The organism is Rhizobium sp. P1_C7, from assembly GCF_056406295.1.
On sequence record NZ_JBFUAL010000002.1, the window covers coordinates 221,148 to 245,218 of the forward strand.

General features: G+C 59.6%; 20 protein-coding genes and 2 pseudogenes. 11 read left to right on the forward strand and 11 right to left on the reverse strand.

The annotated features are described in order from the left end of the window. Positions 1 to 3: 3 nt before the first annotated feature. From gcvH to AC1D2R_RS04225, 4 genes and pseudogenes are all read left to right on the forward strand, one after another. Positions 4 to 366, forward strand: coding sequence for a glycine cleavage system protein GcvH (gene gcvH, locus AC1D2R_RS04210; RefSeq protein ID WP_477965063.1), 363 nt, complete (start codon positions 4 to 6; stop codon positions 364 to 366). Continuing rightward, a complete protein-coding gene (gene gcvP, locus AC1D2R_RS04215) occupies positions 366 to 3,236 on the forward strand; it encodes an aminomethyl-transferring glycine dehydrogenase (protein WP_477965065.1) in 2,871 nt (956 codons plus the stop codon). Before gcvH ends, gcvP begins: the two co-directional genes overlap by 1 nt. Positions 3,237 to 3,332: 96 nt before the next feature. After that, positions 3,333 to 3,602: a DUF982 domain-containing protein gene (locus AC1D2R_RS04220; RefSeq protein ID WP_477965067.1), complete on the forward strand. Its 270-nt coding sequence runs from the start codon at positions 3,333 to 3,335 to the stop codon at positions 3,600 to 3,602. Between the two features lie 254 nt (positions 3,603 to 3,856). Continuing rightward, positions 3,857 to 4,079 (forward strand): annotated as a pseudogene (locus AC1D2R_RS04225) (flagellar basal body rod protein). A 34-nt stretch (positions 4,080 to 4,113) separates the two neighbouring features. Here the strand turns inward: AC1D2R_RS04225 and AC1D2R_RS04230 are convergent. The 8 genes from AC1D2R_RS04230 to AC1D2R_RS04265 all read right to left on the reverse strand — a co-directional run bounded on the left by AC1D2R_RS04230 (position 4,114) and on the right by AC1D2R_RS04265 (position 12,292). Next, a complete protein-coding gene (locus AC1D2R_RS04230) occupies positions 4,114 to 4,734 on the reverse strand; it encodes a LysE family translocator (RefSeq protein WP_477965069.1) in 621 nt (206 codons plus the stop codon). Positions 4,735 to 4,870: 136 nt separating this feature from the next. Further along, on the reverse strand, positions 4,871 to 5,263 hold the full coding sequence (sufA, locus tag AC1D2R_RS04235; RefSeq protein WP_477965071.1) for a Fe-S cluster assembly scaffold SufA: 393 nt from the start codon (positions 5,261 to 5,263) through the stop codon (positions 4,871 to 4,873). A gap of 76 nt (positions 5,264 to 5,339) precedes the next feature. Next, positions 5,340 to 5,720 carry an SUF system Fe-S cluster assembly protein gene (locus AC1D2R_RS04240; protein ID WP_057468586.1) on the reverse strand — a complete coding sequence of 127 codons (381 nt, stop codon included), beginning with the start codon at positions 5,718 to 5,720 and terminating at the stop codon, positions 5,340 to 5,342. An 11-nt stretch (positions 5,721 to 5,731) separates the two neighbouring features. Continuing rightward, positions 5,732 to 6,973: a cysteine desulfurase gene (locus AC1D2R_RS04245; RefSeq protein ID WP_477965073.1), complete on the reverse strand. Its 1,242-nt coding sequence runs from the start codon at positions 6,971 to 6,973 to the stop codon at positions 5,732 to 5,734. A 12-nt stretch (positions 6,974 to 6,985) separates the two neighbouring features. Next, positions 6,986 to 8,260: a Fe-S cluster assembly protein SufD gene (gene sufD, locus AC1D2R_RS04250; RefSeq protein WP_477965075.1), complete on the reverse strand. Its 1,275-nt coding sequence runs from the start codon at positions 8,258 to 8,260 to the stop codon at positions 6,986 to 6,988. A 23-nt stretch (positions 8,261 to 8,283) separates the two neighbouring features. Beyond that, positions 8,284 to 9,039 carry a Fe-S cluster assembly ATPase SufC gene (gene sufC / locus AC1D2R_RS04255; protein WP_477965077.1) on the reverse strand — a complete coding sequence of 252 codons (756 nt, stop codon included), beginning with the start codon at positions 9,037 to 9,039 and terminating at the stop codon, positions 8,284 to 8,286. Between the two features lie 477 nt (positions 9,040 to 9,516). Then, on the reverse strand, positions 9,517 to 10,986 hold the full coding sequence (sufB, locus tag AC1D2R_RS04260; RefSeq protein WP_477965079.1) for a Fe-S cluster assembly protein SufB: 1,470 nt from the start codon (positions 10,984 to 10,986) through the stop codon (positions 9,517 to 9,519). 142 nt (positions 10,987 to 11,128) lie between these two features. Further along, positions 11,129 to 12,292, reverse strand: a complete 1,164-nt coding sequence (locus tag AC1D2R_RS04265; protein ID WP_477965081.1) for a cysteine desulfurase family protein — start codon at positions 12,290 to 12,292, stop codon at positions 11,129 to 11,131. 203 nt (positions 12,293 to 12,495) lie between these two features. On the opposite strand from AC1D2R_RS04265, the gene AC1D2R_RS04270 reads away from it, so the two are divergent. Further along, positions 12,496 to 13,173 (forward strand): alpha/beta hydrolase, encoded by a 678-nt coding sequence (locus AC1D2R_RS04270; RefSeq protein WP_018902229.1) that lies wholly within the window; start codon positions 12,496 to 12,498, stop codon positions 13,171 to 13,173. Here the strand turns inward: AC1D2R_RS04270 and AC1D2R_RS04275 are convergent. Both AC1D2R_RS04275 and AC1D2R_RS04280 read right to left on the reverse strand, forming a co-directional pair. Beyond that, positions 13,170 to 13,673 carry a GNAT family N-acetyltransferase gene (locus AC1D2R_RS04275; RefSeq protein ID WP_477965083.1) on the reverse strand — a complete coding sequence of 168 codons (504 nt, stop codon included), beginning with the start codon at positions 13,671 to 13,673 and terminating at the stop codon, positions 13,170 to 13,172. The genes AC1D2R_RS04270 and AC1D2R_RS04275 overlap by 4 nt on opposite strands. Then, the gene (locus AC1D2R_RS04280; RefSeq protein ID WP_477965085.1) at positions 13,673 to 14,791 is read right to left on the reverse strand and encodes an anhydro-N-acetylmuramic acid kinase; all 1,119 of its coding nucleotides are present in this window, start codon (positions 14,789 to 14,791) and stop codon (positions 13,673 to 13,675) included. The genes AC1D2R_RS04275 and AC1D2R_RS04280 overlap by 1 nt, the downstream gene beginning before the upstream one ends. A gap of 116 nt (positions 14,792 to 14,907) precedes the next feature. Here AC1D2R_RS04280 and tyrS point away from each other — a divergent pair, with 116 nt between their 5' ends. Further along, the gene (gene tyrS / locus AC1D2R_RS04285) at positions 14,908 to 16,164 is read left to right on the forward strand and encodes a tyrosine--tRNA ligase (protein ID WP_477965087.1); all 1,257 of its coding nucleotides are present in this window, start codon (positions 14,908 to 14,910) and stop codon (positions 16,162 to 16,164) included. Positions 16,165 to 16,213: 49 nt separating this feature from the next. Here tyrS and AC1D2R_RS04290 read toward each other — a convergent pair whose 3' ends face one another. Next, a complete protein-coding gene (locus AC1D2R_RS04290; protein WP_477965089.1) occupies positions 16,214 to 19,609 on the reverse strand; it encodes a YhdP family protein in 3,396 nt (1,131 codons plus the stop codon). Between the two features lie 118 nt (positions 19,610 to 19,727). On the opposite strand from AC1D2R_RS04290, the gene AC1D2R_RS04295 reads away from it, so the two are divergent. From AC1D2R_RS04295 to AC1D2R_RS04315, 5 genes and pseudogenes are all read left to right on the forward strand, one after another. Next, positions 19,728 to 20,201, forward strand: a complete 474-nt coding sequence (locus AC1D2R_RS04295; RefSeq protein WP_477965091.1) for a peroxiredoxin — start codon at positions 19,728 to 19,730, stop codon at positions 20,199 to 20,201. Then, a pseudogene (locus AC1D2R_RS04300) lies at positions 20,198 to 20,981 on the forward strand (ferritin-like domain-containing protein). The gene AC1D2R_RS04295 and the pseudogene AC1D2R_RS04300 overlap by 4 nt, the downstream one beginning before the upstream one ends. 123 nt (positions 20,982 to 21,104) lie before the next feature. Beyond that, positions 21,105 to 22,412 carry a M23 family metallopeptidase gene (locus AC1D2R_RS04305; protein WP_477965093.1) on the forward strand — a complete coding sequence of 436 codons (1,308 nt, stop codon included), beginning with the start codon at positions 21,105 to 21,107 and terminating at the stop codon, positions 22,410 to 22,412. Between the two features lie 113 nt (positions 22,413 to 22,525). Then, positions 22,526 to 23,005 carry a hypothetical protein gene (locus tag AC1D2R_RS04310; protein WP_477965095.1) on the forward strand — a complete coding sequence of 160 codons (480 nt, stop codon included), beginning with the start codon at positions 22,526 to 22,528 and terminating at the stop codon, positions 23,003 to 23,005. A 42-nt stretch (positions 23,006 to 23,047) separates the two neighbouring features. Next, positions 23,048 to 23,470 carry a GFA family protein gene (locus AC1D2R_RS04315; RefSeq protein ID WP_477965097.1) on the forward strand — a complete coding sequence of 141 codons (423 nt, stop codon included), beginning with the start codon at positions 23,048 to 23,050 and terminating at the stop codon, positions 23,468 to 23,470. Positions 23,471 to 24,071: the final 601 nt, after the last annotated feature.

The following is a 24,071-nucleotide window of genomic DNA, read 5'->3' on the forward strand; positions in this document are numbered from 1 at the left end:
ACAATGCTGAAATTTACCGAAGAACACGAATGGCTGAAGATCGAAGGCGGCGTTGCGACGGTCGGGATCACCAATTACGCCGTCGAGCAGCTCGGCGATCTGGTTTTCGTCGAGCTGCCTGAAGTCGGCGCGACCTTCTCCAAGAACGACAATGCCGCGACCGTCGAATCCGTGAAGGCTGCTTCCGACGTCTATTGTCCGCTTGATGGCGAGATCACCGAAGTGAACCCGGCCATTGTCGCCGATCCGTCGCTGGTGAATTCCGATCCGCAGGGCGCAGGCTGGTTCTTCAAGCTGAAGCTTGCCAACGCTGCCGATGCCGATGGCCTGCTCGACGAGGCAGCCTACAAGGAGCTCACCGCGTAATGACGACGCCGACAGAATTCCAGTTTACCGACTACCAGCCCTACGACTTTGCCAACCGTCGCCACATCGGCCCGTCCCCGGCCGAAATGACGGACATGCTTGGCGTCATCGGCTACAGCAGCCTCGACGGACTGATCGACGCCACCGTGCCGCCCTCCATCCGCCAGAAGGCGCCCCTCGTCTGGGGCGCGCCGATGACGGAACGCGAGGCGCTCGACAAGCTGCGCGAGACCGCCAATAAGAACAAGGTTCTCGTCTCGCTGATTGGCCAGGGCTATTACGGCACGATCACGCCGCCGGTCATCCAGCGCAACATCCTTGAAAATCCTGCCTGGTATACGGCCTACACGCCCTACCAACCCGAGATCAGCCAGGGCCGCCTGGAAGCACTGCTGAACTACCAGACGATGATCTGCGACCTCACCGGCCTCGACGTCGCCAACGCCTCGCTGCTCGACGAAGCAACGGCTGCCGCCGAAGGCATGGCCATGGCCGAGCGCGTCTCCAAGTCGAAGGCCAAGGCCAAGGCCTTCTTCGTCGACGCCGCCTGCCATCCGCAAACGATCGAGCTGATCAGGACCCGCGCCGAGCCGCTCGGCTGGAGCGTCATAACAGGTAACCCCTTCACCGATCTCGACCCGGTCGACGTCTTCGGCGCCATCTTCCAGTATCCGGGCACGCATGGCCATGTGCATGATTTCACCGGCCTGATCTCGCGCCTCCACCAGACCGGCGCCATCGCCATCGTCGCTGCCGACATCCTGGCGCTGACGCTGCTGAAATCGCCCGGGGAAATGGGCGCCGACATTGCTATCGGCAATTCGCAGCGCTTCGGCGTTCCGGTCGGCTACGGCGGCCCGCATGCAGCCTACATGTCGGTCAAGGACGCGCATAAGCGCTCGATGCCCGGCCGCCTCGTCGGTGTCTCGGTCGATGCTCGCGGCAACCGCGCCTATCGCTTGTCGCTGCAGACTCGCGAACAGCACATCCGTCGCGAAAAGGCGACGTCGAATATCTGCACCGCGCAGGTCCTGCTCGCTGTCATGGCTTCCATGTACGCCGTATTCCACGGTCCAAAGGGCATAAAGGCGATCGCCCAGCAGGTCCACCAGAAGGCAGTCCTGATGGCCAAGGGCCTTGAAAAGCTCGGCTACACCATCGAGCCGGAAGCCTTTTTCGACACCATCACCGTCGATGTCGGCCACATGCAGGGCGTCATCCTGCGCGCAGCCGTCGCCGAGGGTGTGAACCTGCGCAAGGTCGGTGCCACGAAAATCGGCATGAGCCTTGACGAGCGCACCCGGCCGGCAACGCTGGAAGCTGTCTGGCGCGCCTTCGGCGGCAACTTCGCCGTCGCAGATTTCGAGCCGAGCTATCGGCTGCCGAAGGGCCTCGCGCGCACCAGCGAATACCTGACGCATCCGATCTTCCATATGAACCGTGCCGAAAGCGAGATGACCCGCTACATCCGCAGGCTCTCCGACCGCGATCTGGCGCTCGACCGCTCGATGATCCCGCTCGGTTCCTGCACGATGAAGCTCAACGCGACAGCCGAAATGCTGCCGATTACATGGCCGGAATTCTCGGATATCCACCCCTTCGTTCCTTCCGATCAGGCGCTCGGCTATCGCGAGATGATAGATGACCTGATCGAGAAGCTCTGTGCCGTGACCGGCTACGACACTTTCTCCATGCAGCCGAATTCCGGCGCGCAGGGCGAATATGCAGGCCTGCTGACGATCCGCAACTACCACATCGCCCACGGTAACGGCCACCGCGACGTCTGCCTGATCCCGACCTCGGCCCACGGCACGAACCCCGCCTCGGCCCAGATGGTCGGCATGAAGGTTGTCGTCGTGAAGGTGCGCGAAAACGGCGACATCGACCTTGATGATTTCCGCGCCAAGGCCGAGCAGCATGCAGACAATCTATCCTGCTGCATGATCACCTACCCCTCCACGCATGGCGTCTTCGAAGAAACAGTCAAGGAAATCTGCGACCTCGTGCACAAGAATGGCGGCCAGGTCTATCTCGACGGCGCCAACATGAACGCCATGGTCGGCCTGTCCCGCCCCGGCGACATCGGCTCCGACGTTTCCCACCTCAACCTGCACAAGACCTTCTGCATTCCGCATGGCGGCGGCGGCCCGGGCATGGGCCCGATCGGCGTCAAAGCGCATCTGGCACCCTACCTTCCCGGTCACCCGGAAACCGACGGCCGCTCCGGCGCGGTTTCTGCGGCTGCCTTCGGCTCGGCGTCGATCCTGCCGATCTCCTGGAGCTACTGCCTGATGATGGGCGGCGAAGGGCTGACGCAGGCGACCAAGGTCGCGATCCTCAACGCCAACTACATCGCAGCACGGCTGAAAGGCGCCTACGACGTGCTCTATAAGTCCGAGGCGGGCCGGGTCGCGCATGAGTGCATCATCGACACCCGCCCGCTGGTCGACAGCTGCGGCGTGTCGGTGGACGATGTCGCCAAGCGCCTCATCGACTGCGGCTTCCACGCCCCCACCATGAGCTGGCCAGTATCAGGCACGCTGATGATCGAGCCGACGGAGAGCGAGACCAAGGCCGAACTCGACCGCTTCTGCGAAGCAATGCTGGCGATCCGCCAGGAGGCCCGCGACATCGAGGAAGGCCGCGCCGACAAGGCCAACAACCCGCTGAAGAACGCCCCGCATACCGTCGAAGACCTCGTTGGAGAATGGGATCGTCCGTACTCCAGAGAACAGGCCTGCTTCCCGCCCGGCGCCTTCCGCGTCGACAAATACTGGTCGCCGGTCAACCGCGTCGACAACGTCTTCGGCGACCGCAACCTGATCTGCACCTGCCCGCCGCTGGAAGACTACGCCGAAGCGGCTGAATAAGCACGCCTCATGCCCCTCCCCCTTGTGGGGAGGGGTTGGGGAGGGGTATGCATCCCAACGCAAACCCCGCAACGTAGAAACAGGCGACCCGTCACCATGGCAACATCCGACAACGATCTCACCCAGGCGCTCTGGCCGGAGCCCGTGCTGCTTGCGCTGGAGGAACCCGGCCAGTACGTGATCATAGCGACCACCCAGGCCGCCTCCTGGGCGATGATCGAGGAATGGCCGACGGAAGACGGCCCCGCGCTCGACAAAGCCTTGCTGGTCTGCGCCGACGTCATCAGGGGTAAGCGCACCAACGAGGACGCACGAAAAGCCTTCGTAGCAGCCGCTGTCGAAGCCGGCATAGACATCAAGGCGTGAGCCGCCGGGCTTTCCCTTAGCCCCGCATAACATCTTGGTCTTGTGCCCCGGCATCCGAGCTGGCGTCCCAACTTGGGAACCGACCCATTCGGCAATGCTCGCGTGACATGGCGTGCATTTCTTGTCCCAATACGGAACATCTGTCGTGCCAGACGTCATCGGCCATCGGTTGATGATTGGGTAGTACAACGCCTTCAGCATTCCCTAAATCCTTGCGTATACAAGGTTTTTATTCGATGTGAGAGGGATTGCGAGTGAACATATCGAGCGTCATGAACACGGCACTTTCGGGAATGTTGACACAGTCGAAGAGGATCGGCTCGATTGCCGGAAACGTCTCCGACAGTGGCACGCCGGGGTACGGCGCGTGGAAAGGGCCGACCTTGTCGAGGTGGCGCGGAGATACAAGGCGAACGCCACGGTCTTCGAGCCGGCGCCGATCTATGGGACATGCTCATGAGTATCAAGCGTGATTAAGCCCCTGCGGCCAGTCTGCGGATGGCTACACAGCTCATTCGAGTATTGAACTCGCCGCGGAGCCGAGCGCGACGAAGCCGAAAACGATCAGCAGATAGCTCGTTCCTCGGACGACCTTTGTCGTGAAGTCACGGGGCAATCGGTCCCTTGCAAGGCTGACGGCACCGCTGAGACAGAACCACCAAGCAAGAGATCCGCAAAATACGCCACCGACGATCACGGCAGAGCTGAAACGACGCGTCTCCTCAGTCAAGCCGAAACCGGCAAACAACGCGCCGAAAGACAGAATCGTGGCCGGATTGGAAATCGTTAGCAGAAAGGTCGCGAGTGTCGTGCCCATAAGCCCGCCGGCGCCGATCTCCGCAGCCTTGCCCGGGTCATGCGTCAAACCGCGATAGCCGAGCCAAAGCAGAAGCATTCCTCCGCCCATGGCCAGAGGAAGCGTGGCGGTTGACATGGTCTCGGCGAAGACGGCAATACCGGTCACCGCAATAAGCGCATAGCTGGCATCGCCGATCGCCGTTCCGAGCCCGCAAGAAAATCCGGCCCCAAAGCCCCGTTCCAGCGTCCGGTTGACGCAGAGCATTCCGATCGGTCCCAGCGGCGCGGTGATGATGACACCCAGTAGAGCGCCTTTCACGAACAGCAACAGCATTTTCTTGAGTCAGCTCCCTTTCTGCGGGCATCGGCGCGCGGCCATTGCATGCTCTTTAGCGGGGCGTGGGAAAGGATCACAACAAAAAAGCCGCCCGAAACGGCGGCCTTCGATAGAACCCAAGAAAATGTGACAATCAGTGGACCGGCACCACGGCATCGCCGCGCGCAGCGAGCGCCGCCAGATCGGCAGGCTTCAATTCGACGGATTCTCCGCAACCGCAGGCCGAGGTCTGGTTGGGGTTGGTGAAAGTGAAGCCGGAGCGCAGCGTCGTCGATTCGAAGCCCATTTCGGTGCCGAGCAGATAGAGAACCGCTGATGGCTCAATCCACACTTTCGCGCCGTCGCGCTCGATCAGGTCGTCCTTGACATTGGGTTCGGTCACCATGTCGATGGTATATTCCATCCCGGCGCAACCGCCCTTCTTGATGCCGACGCGGATGCCCATAGCCTCCGAACCGGAATTTTCGACGATTGTCTTAACACGCGCCGCGGCGGTCTCAGTCATGCTCATCACTGCAAAGCCCATCGGCTCATTCTCCTTCCACGACCGGGGTCAAGATCCGGCGCTTCGAGTCTCAATCTAAACCGTGCGGCTTAAGGCTTCAATACCAGCCGACAGCAACCTGCGCCTCTTCCGACATGCGGTCGGGCGTCCACGGCGGATCGAAGGTCATCGCGACGTCCACGCCAGATACGCCTTCGACGGCACCGACGGCGTTCTCGACCCATCCGGGCATCTCGCCGGCGACAGGGCAACCGGGTGCCGTCAGCGTCATCATGATCTTCACCATGCGGTCGTCTTCGATGTCGATCTTGTAGATCAGGCCAAGTTCGAAGATGTCGGCTGGGATTTCCGGGTCGTAGACCGTCTTCAGCGCCGAAATGACGTCGTCGCTAAGTCGAGCCAGCTCGTCTGCCGGAATGCTGGAATGCACGATACCTTCGCGCACGTCGATCTTCTGTTCGCTTTCGTCCAGGCTCATACGGACACTCCTTAAGCAAAGAACTTGCGCGCATATTCCAGCGCTTCGGCCAAGGCATCGACCTCGGCACGGCTATTGTACATTCCGAAGGACGCACGGCATGTGGAGGTGACGCCGAAGCGTTTCAAGAGCGGCATCGCGCAATGAGTACCGGCGCGCACCGCAACACCCTGCCGGTCGATCACCATCGAGACGTCGTGGGCGTGGATGCCCGCAAGCTCGAAGGAGAATATACCACCTTTGCCCGGCGCCGTCCCGAAAACACGCAGTGAATTGACCGATTGCAGCCGCTCGGCCGCATAGGCAGCCAGATCGGCTTCATGGCGCGCGATCGCCTCGCGGCCGATCTTGTCCATGTAGTCAAGCGCGTAGCCGAGCCCGATCGCCTGAACGATCGGCGGCGTGCCTGCTTCGAAGCGATGCGGAGGTTCGTTGTAGGTAACGTTGTCCTCCGTCACCTCGAAGATCATCTCTCCGCCACCCTGGAAGGGGCGCATCTCGCGCAACCGGTCTTTCTTGCCGTAAAGCACGCCGATACCCGACGGGCCGTAAAGCTTGTGGCCGGTCATCACGTACCAATCGCAATCAATATCCTGGACATTGACGGGCACGTGCACGGCTCCCTGCGAGCCATCGACGAGCACGGGAATGCCCCGCTCATGCGCAATTCGGCAGATTTCCTTCACCGGCACGACAGTGCCGAGTGCATTCGACATATGGGTGATCGCAACGAGCTTGGTACGCTCCGTCAGGCGCTTCTCGAAATCCTCGATATGGAATGCGCCTTCGTCATCGACCGGCACCCAGATGAGCTTGGCACCCTGCCGTTCCCGGATGAAATGCCAGGGCACGATGTTGGAGTGGTGCTCCATGATCGAGAGGACGATCTCGTCGCCCTCGCCGATAGCAGGCATGCCCCAGCCGTAGGCCACCGTATTGATCGCTTCAGTCGATGACTTGGTGAATACGATGTCGTTGACGTCAGGTGCATTCAGGAAGCGACGAACTTTTTCGCGCGCCCCCTCATAAGCGTCGGTGGCGGCATTGGAGAGGAAGTGCAAGCCGCGATGCACGTTCGCATATTCGTTGGAATAGGTGTGCGACACGGCGTCGATGACGACCTGCGGCTTCTGTGCGGAGGCGCCGTTGTCCAGATAGACCAGCGGCTTGCCATAGACTTCCCTCGCAAGGATAGGGAAATCCTTGCGAATGGCTTCGACATCGTAAGCGGTGGCTGGCACTATCTTATCCATGATGCGATCCGATCAGGCGTGCTTTTCAAGCCAGGCCGAGATCACGCCTTCCAGCGCCTCGACCAGTGCTTCGTCGTCCAGTTCCTCGATGATCTCGACAACGAACGCGTTAACGAGCATGGCCCGCGCCTTGTTCTCCGGAATGCCGCGCGCCATGAGGTAGTAGAGGTGGTTATGGTCGATATCTGCAACCGTCGCACCGTGGCCGCACTGAACGTCGTCGGCGAAGATCTCGAGTTCCGGCTTCACCGAGAATTCCGCGTCGTCAGACATCAGCAGCGTATTGCACGCCATCTTCGCGTCGGTTTTTTGCGCGTCAGGGGCAACCCTGATCATGCCTTGGAACACGCCCTTGGCGCGATCGAAGACCACGTTGCGAATCACTTCCGTCGAGCCCGTATGCGGTACGTTATGGCCGAGAACCATCGTCACGTCGGTGTGGGTTTCGGCGCCAAGTAGATTGATGCCGCGAAGAGTCAGATCGGCGCCCTCGCCTGTGACCCTGATATGCAGCTCCTGACGCACCAGCTTGCCGCCGGCATTGATGACGAACAGCTTCAGCTTGGCATCGGCCCCGAGCTCGACACGGATCTGGCCCAGATGCGTATCATCCACGCCCTGCTGCTGCAGGATGATCCAGGTCAGCTCTGTGCCCTGGCCAACGGTGATGTCACTGACGTGAGACACGAGGGCCGAGTCCGGTGCCACCGACAGGTGACGCTCGATCACCGTGGCCTTAACGGCGGAACCAAAATTCACCGGAAGTCGCGTATGTGCCTGGCCGCCAGCGTGAACGAACTGGATTTCCAGCGGCTCTGTCAGCTCGGTCTCGGCAGGCACGTCAATGACATAGCCGTCACGCACGAAGCTGCCGTTGATCCGGCCGACTGCGTCGTCCTTGTCGAGCGCACCAAGGCTGACTGCGGCAGAGCCATCAGACAGTTGCGCCGAATAAGCCGAGATATCGAGACCGTCTGCCTGACCGTGGCGATCGGCCGTACCCTGGATCACGGCGAGCACCGAAGAACCTTCGACAAGTGGATCCCGCGCCTCCGATCCAGCATCGCCGGCCTGCGCCGGAATGGCGCGCAGGAGGTTCTTGAGGTCAGTGTAGTGCCAGGACTCGATACGGCGCGTCGGCAGGCCCGACTTTTTCAGGTCGTCCAGAAGTCGGTCGCGGATGGCGATGACCGCGCCGTCGCCGGGCAGTTCGCCAATTTGATCGTTGAAAGCCTCGATGAGCGCCGCTTCCGCGGCGGTCAGGCGGCTCGTCGTCTGCATGTTCATGAGACTCGTCCTTTCCGCCTGTATCAGGCTGCCGCTCCGATAATGTCGGCGTAGCCATTGGCTTCCAGTTCATGGGCCAGCGTCTTGTCGCCCGACTTGATCACCTGGCCCTTGTAGAGAACGTGGACGGTATCAGGCACGATGTAGTCCAGCAGGCGCTGGTAGTGGGTGATGACGATGACGGCACGATCCGGCGATCGCAAGGCGTTCACACCGTCAGCCACGATTTTCAGCGCGTCGATATCGAGACCGCTATCGGTCTCGTCGAGCACGCAAAGCTGTGGCTGCAGCAGCGCCATCTGCAGGATTTCGGCGCGCTTCTTTTCGCCGCCGGAGAAGCCGACGTTCAGCGGACGCTTCAGCATCTCTGTGTTGATCTGCAACTTCGCCGCAGCATCCTTGACGAGGCGCATGAAATCGGGCGTCTTCAGTTCTTCTTCACCACGTGCCTTGCGCTGCTCGTTCATCGCAACCTTCAGGAACTGCATGGTGGCAACGCCCGGGATTTCGACCGGATACTGGAAGGCAAGGAAGATGCCCTTGGAGGCGCGCTCGGCAGCGTCGAGCTCGAGGATGCTCTCGCCGTTGTAAAGAATGTCGCCTTCGGTCACTTCGTAGTCTTGGCGCCCCGACAGGATGTAGGAAAGCGTCGACTTGCCGGAGCCGTTCGGGCCCATGATGGCGGCCACCTCGCCGGCCTTTACCGTCAGGTTCAGGCCACGGATGATCTCGGTGCCGTCTTCGGCGATGCGGGCATGTAGATTCTTGATTTCAAGCATTTCTAGTTTCCTGTTCGTAGCGGCCCAGGTCCGCCTTATTGACCGTCTGACACCGGTCTCGATCCGTCATCCTCGAGCTTGTCCCGAGGATCTAAACCTTCAATTATAGTCACTCCACTGCCGCGTATTTTCATGCGGCCGGTAGACATTCTCGATTTCATCGATGCGCTCGTGGAGAACCAAGTCGAATTAAAGCCCTCGATGACCTCAAGTTTCCATTCGCGTACATAGCGTTTCAGAGGTTTCTCGCGCTGTATTGCAAACGCGATGTTCCGATGGCTCTCAAACCGAACAAGGTTCTTGGCTCTCTCTGTGAAAAACTTTTGCACTTCGTTGCGATGCTCCCAATGCGCTTGTGCAAATCACTGGTGACACCGGTGTAAATCACACCCCGCGGTCTGTCAGACGAAGCTACTCATCCAATATCCACGAAGGCAGATCCTCGGGACAAGCCCGAGGATGACGATGAAAGGTTCCCTAACCTACCGATCCTTCGAGCGAGATGCTGATCAGCTTCTGTGCCTCGATGGCGAATTCCATCGGCAGCTCCTGCAGGACTTCCTTGACGAAGCCGTTGACGATCAGGGCGATCGCAGCTTCGGTCGGAATGCCCCGCTGCAGGCAGTAGAACAACTGGTCCTCGGAAATTTTCGAGGTCGTCGCTTCGTGCTCGAACTGCGCCGTCGAATTCTTCGCCTCGATGTACGGCACCGTGTGCGCACCGCACTTGTCGCCGATGAGCAGCGAATCGCACTGCGTGAAGTTGCGCGCGTTCGACGCCTTGCGGTGGGCCGAGACCTGGCCGCGATAGGTGTTCTGCGAAACGCCGGCTGCAATGCCCTTAGAGACGATGCGGCTCGAGGTATTCTTGCCAAGGTGGATCATCTTGGTGCCGCTGTCGATCTGCTGATGGCCGTTGGAAACGGCAATCGAGTAGAACTCGCCGCGGCTGTCGTCACCGCGCAGGATGCAGGATGGGTACTTCCAGGTGATCGCCGAACCGGTTTCGACCTGCGTCCACGAAATCTTCGACCGATCGCCACGGCAATCGCCGCGCTTGGTGACGAAGTTGTAGATGCCGCCCTTACCCTGGGCATCGCCCGGATACCAGTTCTGGACCGTCGAATACTTGATCTCGGCGTCATCGAGCGCAACGAGCTCTACAACGGCAGCATGGAGCTGGTTTTCGTCGCGCTGCGGCGCCGTGCAGCCTTCGAGATAGGAGACGTAGGCTCCTTCCTCCGCGATGATCAGCGTGCGTTCGAACTGGCCGGTGCCCTTCTCGTTGATACGGAAGTAGGTGGACAATTCCATCGGGCAGCGAACACCCTTCGGCACGAACACAAACGAGCCGTCCGTGAAGACCGCCGAGTTCAGAGTCGCGTAGTAGTTGTCGCTCGTCGGCACGACGGTGCCGAGATATTTCCTCACTAGGTCAGGATGTTCGCGGATGGCTTCGGAGATCGACATGAAGATCACGCCGGCCTTTTTCAGTTCGTCCTTGAATGTGGTCACGACCGAGACGGAATCGAAGACCGCATCGACGGCAATCCTCGGCCTCTCGACGCCGGCGAGGATTTCCTGCTCCATGAGCGGAATGCCCAGCTTTTCGTAGACCTTCAGAAGTTCCGGATCGACCTCGTCGAGCGACTTCGGACCCGGCGTGCTTTTCGGTGCGGCGTAGTAGTAAATGTCGTTGAAATCGATCTTCGGGTAGTCGACGCGTGCCCAGGTCGGCTCTTCGAGAGTCAGCCAGCGCTTGTAGGCTTCCAGGCGCCATTCCAGCATCCACTCCGGCTCCTGCTTCTTGGCGGAGATGAAGCGGATAATGTCCTCGGAAAGGCCCTTGGGTGCCTTATCCATTTCGATAATGGTCTCGAAACCGTATTTGTACTGGTCAACGTCGATTTCGCGGACGCGATCAACGGTTTCCTGGACGGCTGGCATGTCGTTCTCCAATCTTGCCGGATAAAAGGTCCGGCAGCTTGTCGTCGGGCAATTTGACTTGCCCTCTATGTAAGTGGCCAAAAGGGACTTTTCAGCCCGAATGGCAAGTGGAAATTTGCGTTTCGGCAAATTTATGAAACGGTCATGCCGCCTCACCGGCCGGCTTGCGCCGGGCGGCGATTTTCGTGAAGGCGGCAACCGCCTTGGCAATGTCCGCATCCGTTGTTGCAAAGCCGAGCGAGATGCGAAGCGCGCCAAGCTTCGGATCGTGGCCCATGGCGGTCAGAACGTGGCTTTCGCCGACCTTCCCGGAGGAGCAGGCAGAGCCTGCAGAAAGCGCCACTCCTTCAAGATCGAAAGCGATCTGTCCCGTCTCGGACTTTAGGCCCGGAAGCGTGAAAAAAATGGTGTTCGAAACACGCACCCCATCCGCGCCGTAAATGATCACATCAGGTGCCGCGAAGCGCATTCCGGCCTCCAGACGGTCGCGCAACAGCGACACGGTCTGGTTTCGCTCCTCGAACTCATCGGCAGCGGCCTGCGCGGCAGCGCCAAAGCCGATCACCGCCAGCGAATTCTCCGTCCCCGACCGGTGACCCTTCTCCTGGCCACCACCATGGATCAGTGGACAAGGCATCAAAACCTCACCGCGTGTGACGAGCGCGCCGGCACCCTTGGGACCGCCGATCTTGTGCGACGACACGATCATGAAGTCGGCGCCGAGATCGCTGTCGAGCTTCAGCCGGCCGGCGGCCTGAACGGCATCCACCACGAGTAGACCGCCATGTGCGTGCACGATCTCGGCCGCTTCTTTAATCGGCTGAACGATGCCGGTTTCATTGTTGACCAGCATGATGGCGACCATCGGCAGACCGGTCGACGTATCGTGCGCGGCAAGCAGCAGGCGCAGCGCATCGAGATCGACTACACCAGACGACGTCACCAAGACCTCCGTCATGCTGGCCTTCGAAAAACGGCCCCCCTCGCGGATCGCGGGATGCTCGATTGCCGAATAGTATAGATGGCCGACGACAAGCGGTGTGCGACCCATTCGGAAATCCGGAGTCAGCACCATATTGGCTGCCTCAGTGGCGCCGCTGGTAAAGATCACATGTGCTGGATCGGCGCCGGTCAAAGCCGCCACCTGCCGGCGTGCGCCTTCAATAGCGGCACGTACGACACGACCTTCGCCATGTACGGAGTTCGGGTTACCGAAGAGATCGAGCGCGCGCAGGACAGTCTCGCGGGCTGCTGGATGCAGCGGCGATGTCGCGTTCCAATCGAGATAAAGGCGTGACGACGCCATGATCTTTCGTCCTGCGCTAGGTCCTTGCGAGGCGCCTCGGCTCATTTTCCTTGAAAAGTCGGCCGGGCTTGCCTTATGACACATCCACAATGCGTGGATCGCCATGCAAGTTTCGAATTGTTCTAAACTGCGTTTTAGAAAAGCTGACAACATCCGTCAAGTCTGCGCAGAGTGAACGGGAAGAAATAAAAGCCGGAGTACCGATGCCCGAAGTCATTTTCAACGGCCCTGCAGGCCGCCTTGAAGGCCGCTACCAGCCCTCCAAGGAAAAAAGCGCGCCGATTGCCCTCATTCTGCACCCGCACCCGCAGTTCGGCGGCACGATGAACAACCAGATCGTCTACCAGCTCTTCTACATGTTCCAGAAGCGCGGGTTCACGACATTGCGCTTCAACTTCCGGGGAATCGGCCGCAGCCAAGGCGAATTTGACCATGGCGCCGGCGAACTCTCGGATGCCGCGTCCGCGCTCGACTGGGTTCAGAGCCTGCACCCTGATTCGAAAACCTGCTGGGTCGCCGGTTATTCCTTCGGCTCCTGGATCGGCATGCAGCTTCTGATGCGTCGCCCGGAAATCGAAGGCTTCATGTCGATAGCGCCGCAGCCGAACACCTACGACTTCTCGTTCCTGGCACCCTGCCCGTCTTCCGGCCTGATCATCAATGGCGACGCCGACAAGGTGGCACCGGAGAAGGACGTGAACGGCCTCGTCGAGAAGCTGAAAACCCAGAAGGGCATCCTGATCACGCACCGCACGGTGCCGGGCGCCAATCACTTCTTCAACGGTCAGGTCGAGACCCTGATGGGCGAATGCGAGGACTATCTCGATCGCCGCCTGAATGGCGAACTGGTGCCAGAACCGGCCGCCAAGCGCATCCGCTAGGCCGACCGAATCCCGGCGGTCAATTCGAACGTCGGACAAGCCAATCCGTCAATGATCATTGGCATGCGGGCTCCGCATGCCGATTCGTCAGGACATGCTGGGATGCTGTATGGGCCCGGATGGGTGAAGGCGATGAACTGTTGCGCGAATTTCCGTCTGAAGAACCAGTCCGCCAGTCCGTTGGCAATATCGGTCGCATAGCCCTTGCAACCGTCCTGCTGCCGAAGCGAATAGCCGAGTTCGAAATCCTGCCGCTCACCGCCAAATTGCGATAACCCGCGCGGCCAATGAAACGGCCGTTCGCGAATGAGGATCTTGTATTTCGTGGTTCCGTCCGGCGCGCCTGCTCGCCGAACCAGCCGCGCAACGTTCTCACGCGACCACGGAAAAGGTATCGGGTCGTCTCGATCGTTGAATGAAGCCTCCTGGATCAGGCCCGCATCGTCAGGTTCCCACATGACCGCGGCCAGGCGCGGTGTCTCCAGAATGGCCGGCTGCATCACGGCTTCACCACAACTCCGCCGCTCGTCGGCGCGCGCACGCCCGTTGTCCCGGGAAACGTCAATGGCAATCCGTCAAGCGACCGAACGGCGAGATAGGCCCAGGCCTCCGCCTCGATCGCGTCGCCGTCGAAGCCAGCCTGCTCGGCAGACATCACATCCGCGCCTTGTCCGCGGGCAAGATCCGCCAGGTCGTTCATCAGGATCCGGTTCAGGCGACCACCGCCACAAACGACGTAGAGCGCTGGCGTCACCGGCAGGTGACCCGCCGATTTGATGATCGATGCCGCCGCCACGTAGGCAAGCGTCCTTGCCCCATCTGCGAGCTCCGCATCGAAGCCAGAGGGCGGCGGAAAGTCGTTGCGGTCCAGCGATCGGCGTCGCTCGGCCGTGAAAAACGGGTTGCTCAGGTAACGATCCGCTAGGTCGTCGATGACCTTGCCTTCCGACGCAATCATGCCGCCCTGATCGAACGGGATGCCGGCGTGGGTTTCGACCCACTGGTCGATTAGCGTATTGCCCGGCCCGCTATCGTAGCCGAGAATAAGGTTATCGGCACCGATGTAGGTGAGGTTCGAGATCCCGCCGATGTTGACGAAACAGACGGGCAGCCTTGCGTCCTTGAGATTGCGCGCCAGCGCGGCGTGGTAGATTGGAACCAGCGGCGCGCCCTGGCCCCCATGCACCATATCATTGGCCCTGATGTCATGGACGACGGTGATGCCGGTCTCGCGCGCCAGCAAGACACCATCACCGATCTGCACTGTCAGTGCCTGATCCGGCCTGTGCAGAACCGTCTGACCATGAAATCCGACAACGTCGATCGCCGCGGCGTCCAGGTTGTTCAGTACGAGAAACTCCCTAACGGCAGATGCATGACGTAAGGTTAGTACGCCTTCGATCTCCGCAAGCTCGCCCGGTCGCTGTTCACGCCGCGTGATGGCCTTGGCTTGCTCAAGCGCCTGCTTCAGCCGGTCCCGGAACGCCACATCATAAGGGACTCCGAGGAACGGGCCACGCTCGACAATTGCCTGTCCGTCCGTCCGTAGCAGTGCCACGTCGATCCCGTCCATCGACGTTCCGCTCATCAGGCCAATTGCAGTGCGTATGTTCCCCATTGTACCTCGCTGGAAGATTTCCGCCAAATGGTGACTGATCGGCAAAACAGTGCTAAACGCGCCGCGACGCTTCAACAATAGCCAATCCGAAAATCCTGATCCGAGAGCAAAAGGTCATGTCCGAGTTCAAATCCGATTTCCTCCGCACGCTGAAAGAGCGCGGCTTCATTCATCAGATTTCCGATGAGTCTGGCCTCGACGACCTCTTCGCCAAGGAAACCGTGACGGCCTATATCGGCTTTGACCCGACGGCGCCCAGTCTTCATGCTGGCTCCCTGATCCAAATCATGATGCTGCACTGGCTGCAGGCTACCGGCCATCGCGCCATCTCGCTGATGGGTGGCGGCACTGGCATGGTCGGTGATCCCTCGTTCAAGGACGAAGCGCGCCAGCTGATGACTGTCGATACGATCGAGAGCAACATCGCCTCGATCAAGCAGGTCTTCTCGAATTATCTGGCCTATGGCGAAGGCGCGAAGGACGCACTGATGATCAACAACGCCGAATGGCTGCGTTCGATCAATTACCTCGAATTCCTGCGCGATGTCGGCCGCCACTTTTCGGTCAACCGCATGCTGGCCTTCGACAGTGTGAAAACGCGTCTCGATCGCGAGCAGTCGCTGTCGTTCCTCGAATTCAACTACATGATCCTCCAGGCCTACGATTTCGTCGAACTGGCAAAACGCTATGGATGCCGTCTGCAGATGGGCGGATCGGACCAGTGGGGCAACATCGTCAACGGTATCGACCTTGGTCACCGCATGGGGACTGGACAGCTTTACGCACTCACCTCGCCGCTGCTGACGACTGCTTCCGGCGGCAAGATGGGAAAGTCGGCGACCGGTGCGGTTTGGCTCAACGCGGACATGCTGTCCGTCTATGATTTCTGGCAGTACTGGCGCAACACCGAAGACGCGGACGTCTCCCGCTTCCTGAAGCTGTACACGACGTTGCCGATGGATGAAGTCTCGCGCCTGTCGGCTCTCGCCGGCTCCGAGCTCAACGAGGTCAAGAAGATCCTGGCGACCGAGGTGACTGCGATCTTGCACGGCCGCCCAGCAGCAGAGCTGGCTGCGGAGACCGCCCGCAAGACATTCGAAGAAGGCGGACTTGCCGAGAACCTGCCTTCAGTTGAGGTTCCGGCCTCGGAGCTTGACGCTGGCATCGGCCTGCTTTCGCTCATCGTTCGTGCCGGGCTTGCCGCCTCGAATGGCGAAGCGCGCCGTCACGTCCAGGGCGGCGCGGTTCGCGTCAACGATCAGGCTGTCAGCGATGAGCGCAAGCTGATCGGCAGCGGCGAGATCACCGCCGATGGGGTAATCAAGCTCTCGCTCGGCAAGAAGAAGCATATCCTCATCCGCCGCGCGGCCTGAAGAACGATAGAAATCACAAAAAGCCGGACGCTGTGCCGGCTTTTTGTGTCTACTGAAATTCGAAGATATTTCGGAAAACGCCTGGCGCGATGATCGACAACGGATTGACGATCAGATTTGGCGCATCCAGCTTGCCCGTCAGCTTGAAGGTAATACCGATCAGTCCGCGGTCCGTACCATTGCCGAGGATAATGCCGATGATAGGCAACTCGGCAAACAGACGGTTGAGACCATAGGCCGGCATGAACGTTCCCGTCATGTCCATGTTGCCGCGCGGGTCTCTCAGGACTCCCTGGAAGACTGCGCCGACCTGATCGCCGCGTGCGACGCCGTTTTCGACACTGACCACGCCGCCCTGCGAGACGATACGGGCAAATCCTCGCTGGAAACGTTGCGCGGATGTATCGATGGTCCGCTTCACCGCCGAGTTGAGGCTCCGCTGCTCCTGGCCGACCGGCGTCGATACGATCGAATGCAGACGCTGCTCGTTGACGAGCGAGAAGCGCCGGACATCGATCGAACCGGTCCAGTCGTCGCCTTCGCCGAGGCGGATGGCCATGTTGAGGAGACCACCCCTCATATGCTGGTAGAGATCGGCGAACCGCGAAACCGCGCCGGCGTCGCCGCTGGTCACATTGATCACGCCGCCGGCCTGGGTCTGTGCGACAACGGCTTCACCCCCGTCGGTCACACCGGACAGATTGAGCGATCGGACACGGCTGCCTTGAGCAGAATAGGCAGCCTCGACATTTCGCAGCTTCTCGTCGTTGAAGCCGATGACGCGGTCGAGTTTTGCACGAACGGAAAAGCCTGCGTCGCTCTTGCCGTCGCCGTCGTCTTGCCGGCTGCCGGACTTCATTCTCGCAATGATCGGCCGCACATCAGCGCTGCTGCCGGAAATGGAAATATCGAGGCTCCCCTTGTTGCGCCTGAGAGAAACGGCAAAGTCATCGAGTGACGACAGTTTCACGCTGTCGAAATCCGCCTTGAGGAGGTTCCCCTTGCTCAGCGAGAGCACGCCATTGGCACCAAATCCATCACCCTTCAGGACAAAGCTCCTGATCTGCTGATTATCTTCCGGTCCGGTAATCTCGAACGTCGCGTTGGCACCAATGCCGCTTCCCTTGGACCAACCGATCCAGGGCAGATCAAGCCGCGCTTTCGCAAGGTCGAGCGAAACGGCTTGCCGGTCCTTGTCGAGGCGATTGAGTTCCACGCTGATCGGGCCATCGATAATGCTGGACAGGCCGGGAAGAAGCTTCTCCCGCTGGTCGTTGCTCAGCGTCGCCGTAATCTTCTGCTGCGGCTGCACGTCCGACGACTTGTCCGTCGGCTGAGTAAGCTCGATACTCGCAGGAATGCCATCGATATTGCCTTTGCCGCTAAGGGTGACTTGTTTCGGATCTGCTGTAAGGATGCCGTCGAGGCTTGTAATCTTCCTGCCAGAAATAGGCTTTGCGACATCCACATCGTGCAACTGCAGGGACGCGTTCCATTCGGCCGGAGGCGGATTTTGAGAGGAAACCAAGCCGATGCGCGCCTGGACATTTGCAGATATCTTGCCCTTCAGGTCCTCAGGCACGAAACCGGCTCGCTGCAGAACCTGGATTGGCTTGTAGGTCAGGAGCTCCCCGATGGCGTCCGCAGCACCTGAAATCGGCAGATTGATCTCGGCCATGAGCGGCTTGGCATAGGTCGAGGGCAGAACGAAGGTTCCCTCCCCTATATCCACCGAGCGTCCCGAGGGGAAGAACGACTTGCCGCTATTGATCGAGATCGTCGCCTTGGGGCCAGCAAGATCAAAATGCGCGTTAGTGTCGCGGATCGGCGGTATGTCGCCGCTGACATTCATGCGCGCGCCAGCAATATCGAAAGCAATCTGGATCTGTTTCTCATCCAGTTTCAGCCCCTTGCCAATGGCCTTGTCCAGCAGTCCGGACGGAATGAAAACGGAAATCGAAGCGTCTGCCACCGTTCCGCCAAACAGATTGCGCTCTACCCAGTCCCGCGCCTTGGTCGCCATCCAGAACGGCCAAAGCTGCTTTATGGCTGTAGTCTGCAATTGCTGCGACTGACCGACAAAGCTGATTTCTGGCGAAACCTCACCGAAACGGACATGCAGCGAACCGTATAGCGAACCCGCTGGGCTCGACACCGTCAAGTTGGCAAATTGAAGTTCTCGGGACGCGACAAAATACCTGCCGGTGGACTGTATATCGAAGGCAAGCGGCTGCTCGCCCGACCCGGACGGCGCCGCTGTGCCGCCGCTGATCAGAAGGTCGATGCCGAAACCTTTACCGGCCGAGGCGTCGATCTTATCCAGATCGATTATGGCGCCGTTGATTGGAATGGTGGTAGCGCCAAACTGAACCTGCGAGCGAGCAATCTCGAGCGTTTCCTTGGAAAAGTCGTATGCGAGATTGATCCGGCCACCGCTCAGATCCTGCGCATCGCCATCCATGTAAAGTTTGCCCGGCTTGAGATCGATCGCAGCGGCAAGCGAGGGTTTCGAAGTCTCTCCTTTACGAACTGCCGAAATCATGAGGCTGGCGAAACCGTCGATACCCTGCCGCACCTGTCCGAGCGTGTTGCGTTTGATCGTGAACGGCGCCATATCAGCGTTGGTCAACTGACCCGTCAGCTTGGAGGTGCGTCCACCCGACGTGTCTGTGATGACGCTTAAGGTTGCCCTTTTGCCATTAATGGCGATCTCGCCGTCGAGTTGCAGCGCGTTTTGCTCGCTCCTGGAAAACGTCAGGCTATCAACCAGGATGGACAACGGTCCGTTGGGCGTATCGGCAAGCTTGATATCGATACCTTCCAGTTTGACTGAGCGCGTTCCGCCGCGATCGACGAAACTGTCGATCATGTCAAGCTGATCGAACGCTGATTCCATCGCCGCTGGAATTGCGTCGATGCGCATATTCTCCAGCCTCAGTGGCTTCCCCGACGGCAGAAGCGCGGCGTCGAGCGCGATATCCCCAGCCTCGACCTGCGCGATCGCGATTCGCCCGCGCAACAGTTGCAGCGGGTCGAGAGCCATCCGCATCGCACCGGTCGTCGACAGGTGCTGGCCGCTTTTCTCGTCGATCATGTTGACGTTGCGGGCTTCGAGCGCGAGCCGCAGGTTGGAGGTGAAGCGGATAACCGTGGAGCCGACTTCGGCTCGGTAGCGTGGGCCAATAGCCGAGTTCAGGGCGGCCTGAGCCTGCCTTGAGAGCGGCTCATCGAAGATGCCGCTTTCGACGGTGAAGATGATGGCAGCAAAGATAAAAATCAGAATACCGATGCAGCCGCCGGCAAAGTTTGCCGTTCGTCGGGCGTGAGAACGCGCCGGCGGGCAATGCACGATCATCGGCTCTTCTGCCTGCGCGGAGGGAAGCTCGTGCAGGGCGACCATATCTTTTTTGCGAAATGTAATCTTCTCGCCGCGGATCGCCGACATGCGCCTCGCCTGACTCCGTATCTTGTGGTTGGACCAGACTGGCTGGACGCATATTGGTCCGATATATATCTGGCAAATCACCTGTTATCCATAAACCCGGCAAAAGAAAGGTTTCACCATGGCGGATATCGGCATCGGTTCCAGCGCGCCTGACTTCGATCTTCCCCGTGACGGCGGAGGCCGCGTGAAACTGGCAGATTTCCACGGTAGGCCACTTGTGCTGTTCTTCTACCCAAAAGACGACACATCAGGCTGCACAGCCGAATCGCTGGCCTTCACGGCACTTTCCGATGAGTTCGGAAAGACTGGTACGACAGTCATCGGCATGTCGCCCGATTCCGTTCAATGCCATGATCGCTTCATCAAAAAGCACAGCCTGTCGGTCGTGCTTGCCTCGGATGAGGAAAAGACCACGCTCGAAGCCTACGGCGTTTGGAAGCAGAAGAGCATGTACGGCCGCAGCTTCATGGGTGTCGAACGTACGACGTTCCTGATCCGCGCTGACGGCACGATTGGCACGATCTGGAAAAAGGTGAAGGTGCCAGGGCACGCAGAGGTTGTTCTTACTGCTGTTCAGAACCTCGCAAAATGAGCTCCGCTTCACCGATTCCGTCCCTTAGAGCCGGAGCGATCAACGCCGTAGGTTCGATTGATCTCGACCAGAAGACAGCGCATTGCGCAGGAAACGGCAATCCGCTGGTTTGCCCGCAAGCTCTCGTTGCGTTCGCCGCTCGACGCAGCATTGCCGGAGCGACCCGGCCGGCCCGCGAAGCCGGAGCTCACTCCGCCCATGCAAATGTAGAAGCGCTCATACGCTCAAGGGTAGAAGTGCTCTCCTCCACGCGATCGCTCATATAGAATTGAACGCTGTCGATATTGTCGCCAGATTTGCGACAGAACCCGTGCCGAATTCATTTTTTCGACGGGTGGATGCAGGTTGCCTATGAGGAAGCCAAGCACTTCAAGATGGTCCGCAGCCGCCTCAACGCCCTAGGAGCCGACTACGGAGACCTACCGGCCCATGACGGCCTGTGGCAGGCGGCGTATGCGACCCGAAACGACCTGACGGCTCGGCTAGCCGTCGTGCCGCTTATCCTCGAAGCGCGCGGCCTCGACGTAACCCCGTCGCTCCAGGCGAAGATGCGCGAGACCTGAGACCTTGAGAGCGCTGCGGTGCTGGACGTGATCTACAATGACGAAACGGAAACGTCGCGATTGGCGCCAAATGGTTTCGCTTCCTCTGCGCCCGCGAAAAGCGCGATCGCGCCAGGACTTTTCATAAACTGTGCGCGCCAATTTCCGCGGTCCGCTGAAGCCACCATTCAACGACATCGCTCGTGCGGAAGCGGGGCTAACACCCTCATTCTATTGATCGCTCACCTCCACCAGCCAGGCGTGAGCCGAGCGCTTCCGCAGAGCCAATCTAAGTATTTATTAACCTTAACCGTGTGTAATCAAGGCAATTGAGGCAAGGCCGTCAATTGGGAGATTCTCCGTGACGCACGCACAGCAGAGCCGCGTATTCGGCAAGCAAAAACAGGAACATATCCTGATCCTCGCAAGCGGCGACCGAGTCCGTCATATTACCATCAAGCCATGGATTGCTGCTCTCGCCTTTTGTTTCGTCGGCGTATTGGCGATCGGCTATCTGCTCGCGACGTCCTATCTCGTTCTGCGCGACGACCTCATCGGCGCGACGATGGCTCGCCAAGCCCGCATGCAACACGATTACGAGGACCGGATTGCGGCGTTGCGAGCGCAGGTCGATCGCGTAACGTCGCGTCAGCTTCTCGACCAGCAGGTTGTCGAGGATAAGGTCGACAAGCTGATGGAGCAACAGATGGCGCTGACGTCGCGCCACGGAAAGCTGGGCTCCCTGCTGGATCGAGCCGAGAACTCCGGCCTGAACGAGAAGACAGACCTGCCCGCTCAGTCCTATGCACCGGATGCGAAAGACAAACGAGCCGCACTTTCCGGCGCCATGCAGGCCATAGAGAGCCAGCTTGCAAAGAGCGCCGACCCTGCTGACGCGTCGCCTGACAATACGACGCTTGCCTATGTTCCCGCGCGTGAAACGATTGGCGACAGGGCCGATCGCGTTTTTTCAAAGGTCACGTTGTCGCTAAAGGGTGTCGAGCAGAGACAGCGCGATCAGGTAGCCCAGCTGACCAATGATGCAAGCGACACCGCCGAGGCAATCACGCGCATACTGACGCGCTTTCGCATTGCGGTGCCGGCGGAGGCAGTCGGCGTCAAAGCCGGTGATGAAAATGCGGTCGGCGGTCCATACGTCGAACCAGAGAGCGATGACGATTTCGACACGTCGCTAACGCAACTTGACAGCGCCCTCACCCGTCTCGAAGCGATCCGTAGTACCGCATCCTCGCTTCCGTTTCAGAGCCCGGGGGTCGGAAAGGAAATCACCAGTCCCTTCGGAAACCGGCGCGACCCCTTCCTCGGGCGTCTTGCCCTGCACTCCGGTATCGACTTTCGGTTTTCGCCGGGAGAGAAAGTGCGCCCTACAGCCCCCGGAAAAGTCACTGCTGCCGGCTGGACCGGCGGCTACGGCAACATGGTCGAGATTGACCACGGCAACGGGATCTCGACGCGCTACGGCCACATGTCCCAGATGCTGGTTAAGGTCGGCGACACCGTCGGCCGCCTTAGCATCATCGGGCTCGCCGGCAGCACCGGGCGCTCCACCGGTACACATCTGCACTACGAAGTGCGGCAGGATGGACGCGCTGTGGATCCCATCTACTTCATGAGTGCCGGCACGAAACTCGCAAGCTACGTTAAGTGACCGCCTTGGCCGAAAATGCCATCGGCCCTTCCTTGCGGAACTTCAGGTAGCCATAAAAAACTCGGGAATTGACGGTTTTATCCTGGGTGGGGCGGACTACCTGGGAGTCGAATATGAATCTTGGCGAGACTTTACGCAAAGCGGTCTGTGTTTCCGCTGGTTTTTTCGCGATGTCGCTGGCTCCCGCTTGGGCAAATTGCAAGTCCGCGACCGAAAGCCCGGAGTGGCCCGGTATTGCGCGCGCAATGGCTTCTGCCCAATTGTGTGAGCAACTCCCGATGGGGCCAAATCATACACGTAGCTTCAAGGTATTGTCAGCAGATGTTTGCTCGAATGGAGACGGCGTCTCGTCAATCAGGGCAACGGCTCTGGTGAGCTGCGTGACCGGCCCGGATGCACTCTTTCAAACGCCATCCATAGAGAGCGAAGTTTTCGCCACCGCATCTGTCGATATCGGGGCATGCAGGATTGCTGACGCTGATATTGAAATCGGCGGCGAGTTAGGTAGCCTGTTGTCGGGGCTTTCGGATACCCGGGCCCTGGCGCGCGATTGGGCACAATCGCAACTATCGCGCCTGTGTCGACTGCGGTAGCGACAACGTCAGCTAACCGGTGCGGGATGGAGAGCCGTCCGTATGAAGCAAAGTGCAATCAACACAACCCGTGGCTCCTGCCACTGCGGGGCGGTGCACTGGGAGTTTCAAGGGTCCATTCCGGATGCGACGATCTGCAACTGCACGGTTTGCCGCCGCTATGGCGTGCTCTGGGCATACGGATACGACGGCCATGATGTCCGCGTCGAGGATCAGCGCGGTGTCCTGACCGCCTACATCTGTGGCTCGCAGAAGATTTCCTTCAATTTCTGCAGGCTCTGCGGCAATCTCGTGAGCTGGCGCGGATTGATACCAAACGACGGCGGCCGAACGCGGATAGCGGTGAACCTTCGCCTTGCCGAACCGACAGAGGTGGCTGAAATTCGACTGCAACGCTTCGACGGCCTCCACAGCTTTGAAGACCTCCCGCCGGATGCGCGAGTGGTCGCCGATGTTTGGTTTTAGGCATGGTTAGATTTGCGGGACGGTGGCCATCACTTACTAGTCAACAGGAGTTGGACCCATGCCGATTGAGGTGCCTGCAGTGCCTTGCTGGGGACCGATATGGCAAACCCACGGGTTCCCTGAACTCGCGGAGGACCGCCTCTCCCGTTCCATCATACACAGGACGAGTGGTTCAACCTACTGGAGGGCGAATTCGAAATCAGGATAGGGGAAACCAGTCGCTGCCTGAGTCCAGGCGACACGGTCGCTTGGTCCGCTCCTGATACCAAATGCCCTGTCAATATTAGCGAAACCGGACGCCTGATGATCATGTTTTCGCCGGCTGGCAGCATGCAGGCATTCTTCGACGAGGGCAGCCGCGGAGCCCCGATGACACCATTGGAGTTCGTCTCTCTCTCTCTCTCTCTCTCTCTCTCTCTCTCTCTCTCTCTCTCTCCGAGGAACATGGGATGACGGTAATAGGGCCGAAACTGAGTTCAAAGGGTGGGACCCAGAGTGTGAGGCTCGATGAAAGCGCTGGCGGTCTTCTTGACGTGCGAGCAGTTGCTGATGTCATTTGCTGCGTGACCCTTAAATATAATTAATTGTACTAACCACGCCT

Excerpts from the sequence above, each read along its gene's own strand:
- AC1D2R_RS04295 (WP_477965091.1), top strand. The coding sequence starts at position 19,728 with ATGGCGGATATCGGCATCGGTTCCAGCGCGCCTGACTTCGATCTTCCC.
- sufA (WP_477965071.1), bottom strand. The coding sequence starts at position 5,263 with ATGGGCTTTGCAGTGATGAGCATGACTGAGACCGCCGCGGCGCGTGTT.
- AC1D2R_RS04265 (WP_477965081.1), bottom strand. The coding sequence starts at position 12,292 with ATGGCGTCGTCACGCCTTTATCTCGATTGGAACGCGACATCGCCGCTG.
- AC1D2R_RS04280 (WP_477965085.1), bottom strand. The coding sequence starts at position 14,791 with ATGGGGAACATACGCACTGCAATTGGCCTGATGAGCGGAACGTCGATG.
- gcvP (WP_477965065.1), top strand. The coding sequence starts at position 366 with ATGACGACGCCGACAGAATTCCAGTTTACCGACTACCAGCCCTACGAC.
- AC1D2R_RS04230 (WP_477965069.1), bottom strand. The coding sequence starts at position 4,734 with ATGCTGTTGCTGTTCGTGAAAGGCGCTCTACTGGGTGTCATCATCACC.
- AC1D2R_RS04290 (WP_477965089.1), bottom strand. The coding sequence starts at position 19,609 with ATGTCGGCGATCCGCGGCGAGAAGATTACATTTCGCAAAAAAGATATG.
- AC1D2R_RS04245 (WP_477965073.1), bottom strand. The coding sequence starts at position 6,973 with ATGGATAAGATAGTGCCAGCCACCGCTTACGATGTCGAAGCCATTCGC.
- AC1D2R_RS04275 (WP_477965083.1), bottom strand. The coding sequence starts at position 13,673 with ATGCAGCCGGCCATTCTGGAGACACCGCGCCTGGCCGCGGTCATGTGG.
- AC1D2R_RS04315 (WP_477965097.1), top strand. The coding sequence starts at position 23,048 with ATGAAGCAAAGTGCAATCAACACAACCCGTGGCTCCTGCCACTGCGGG.
- gcvH (WP_477965063.1), top strand. The coding sequence starts at position 4 with ATGCTGAAATTTACCGAAGAACACGAATGGCTGAAGATCGAAGGCGGC.
- AC1D2R_RS04240 (WP_057468586.1), bottom strand. The coding sequence starts at position 5,720 with ATGAGCCTGGACGAAAGCGAACAGAAGATCGACGTGCGCGAAGGTATC.
- sufB (WP_477965079.1), bottom strand. The coding sequence starts at position 10,986 with ATGCCAGCCGTCCAGGAAACCGTTGATCGCGTCCGCGAAATCGACGTT.
- AC1D2R_RS04220 (WP_477965067.1), top strand. The coding sequence starts at position 3,333 with ATGGCAACATCCGACAACGATCTCACCCAGGCGCTCTGGCCGGAGCCC.
- AC1D2R_RS04310 (WP_477965095.1), top strand. The coding sequence starts at position 22,526 with ATGAATCTTGGCGAGACTTTACGCAAAGCGGTCTGTGTTTCCGCTGGT.
- tyrS (WP_477965087.1), top strand. The coding sequence starts at position 14,908 with ATGTCCGAGTTCAAATCCGATTTCCTCCGCACGCTGAAAGAGCGCGGC.
- AC1D2R_RS04270 (WP_018902229.1), top strand. The coding sequence starts at position 12,496 with ATGCCCGAAGTCATTTTCAACGGCCCTGCAGGCCGCCTTGAAGGCCGC.
- sufC (WP_477965077.1), bottom strand. The coding sequence starts at position 9,039 with ATGCTTGAAATCAAGAATCTACATGCCCGCATCGCCGAAGACGGCACC.
- sufD (WP_477965075.1), bottom strand. The coding sequence starts at position 8,260 with ATGAACATGCAGACGACGAGCCGCCTGACCGCCGCGGAAGCGGCGCTC.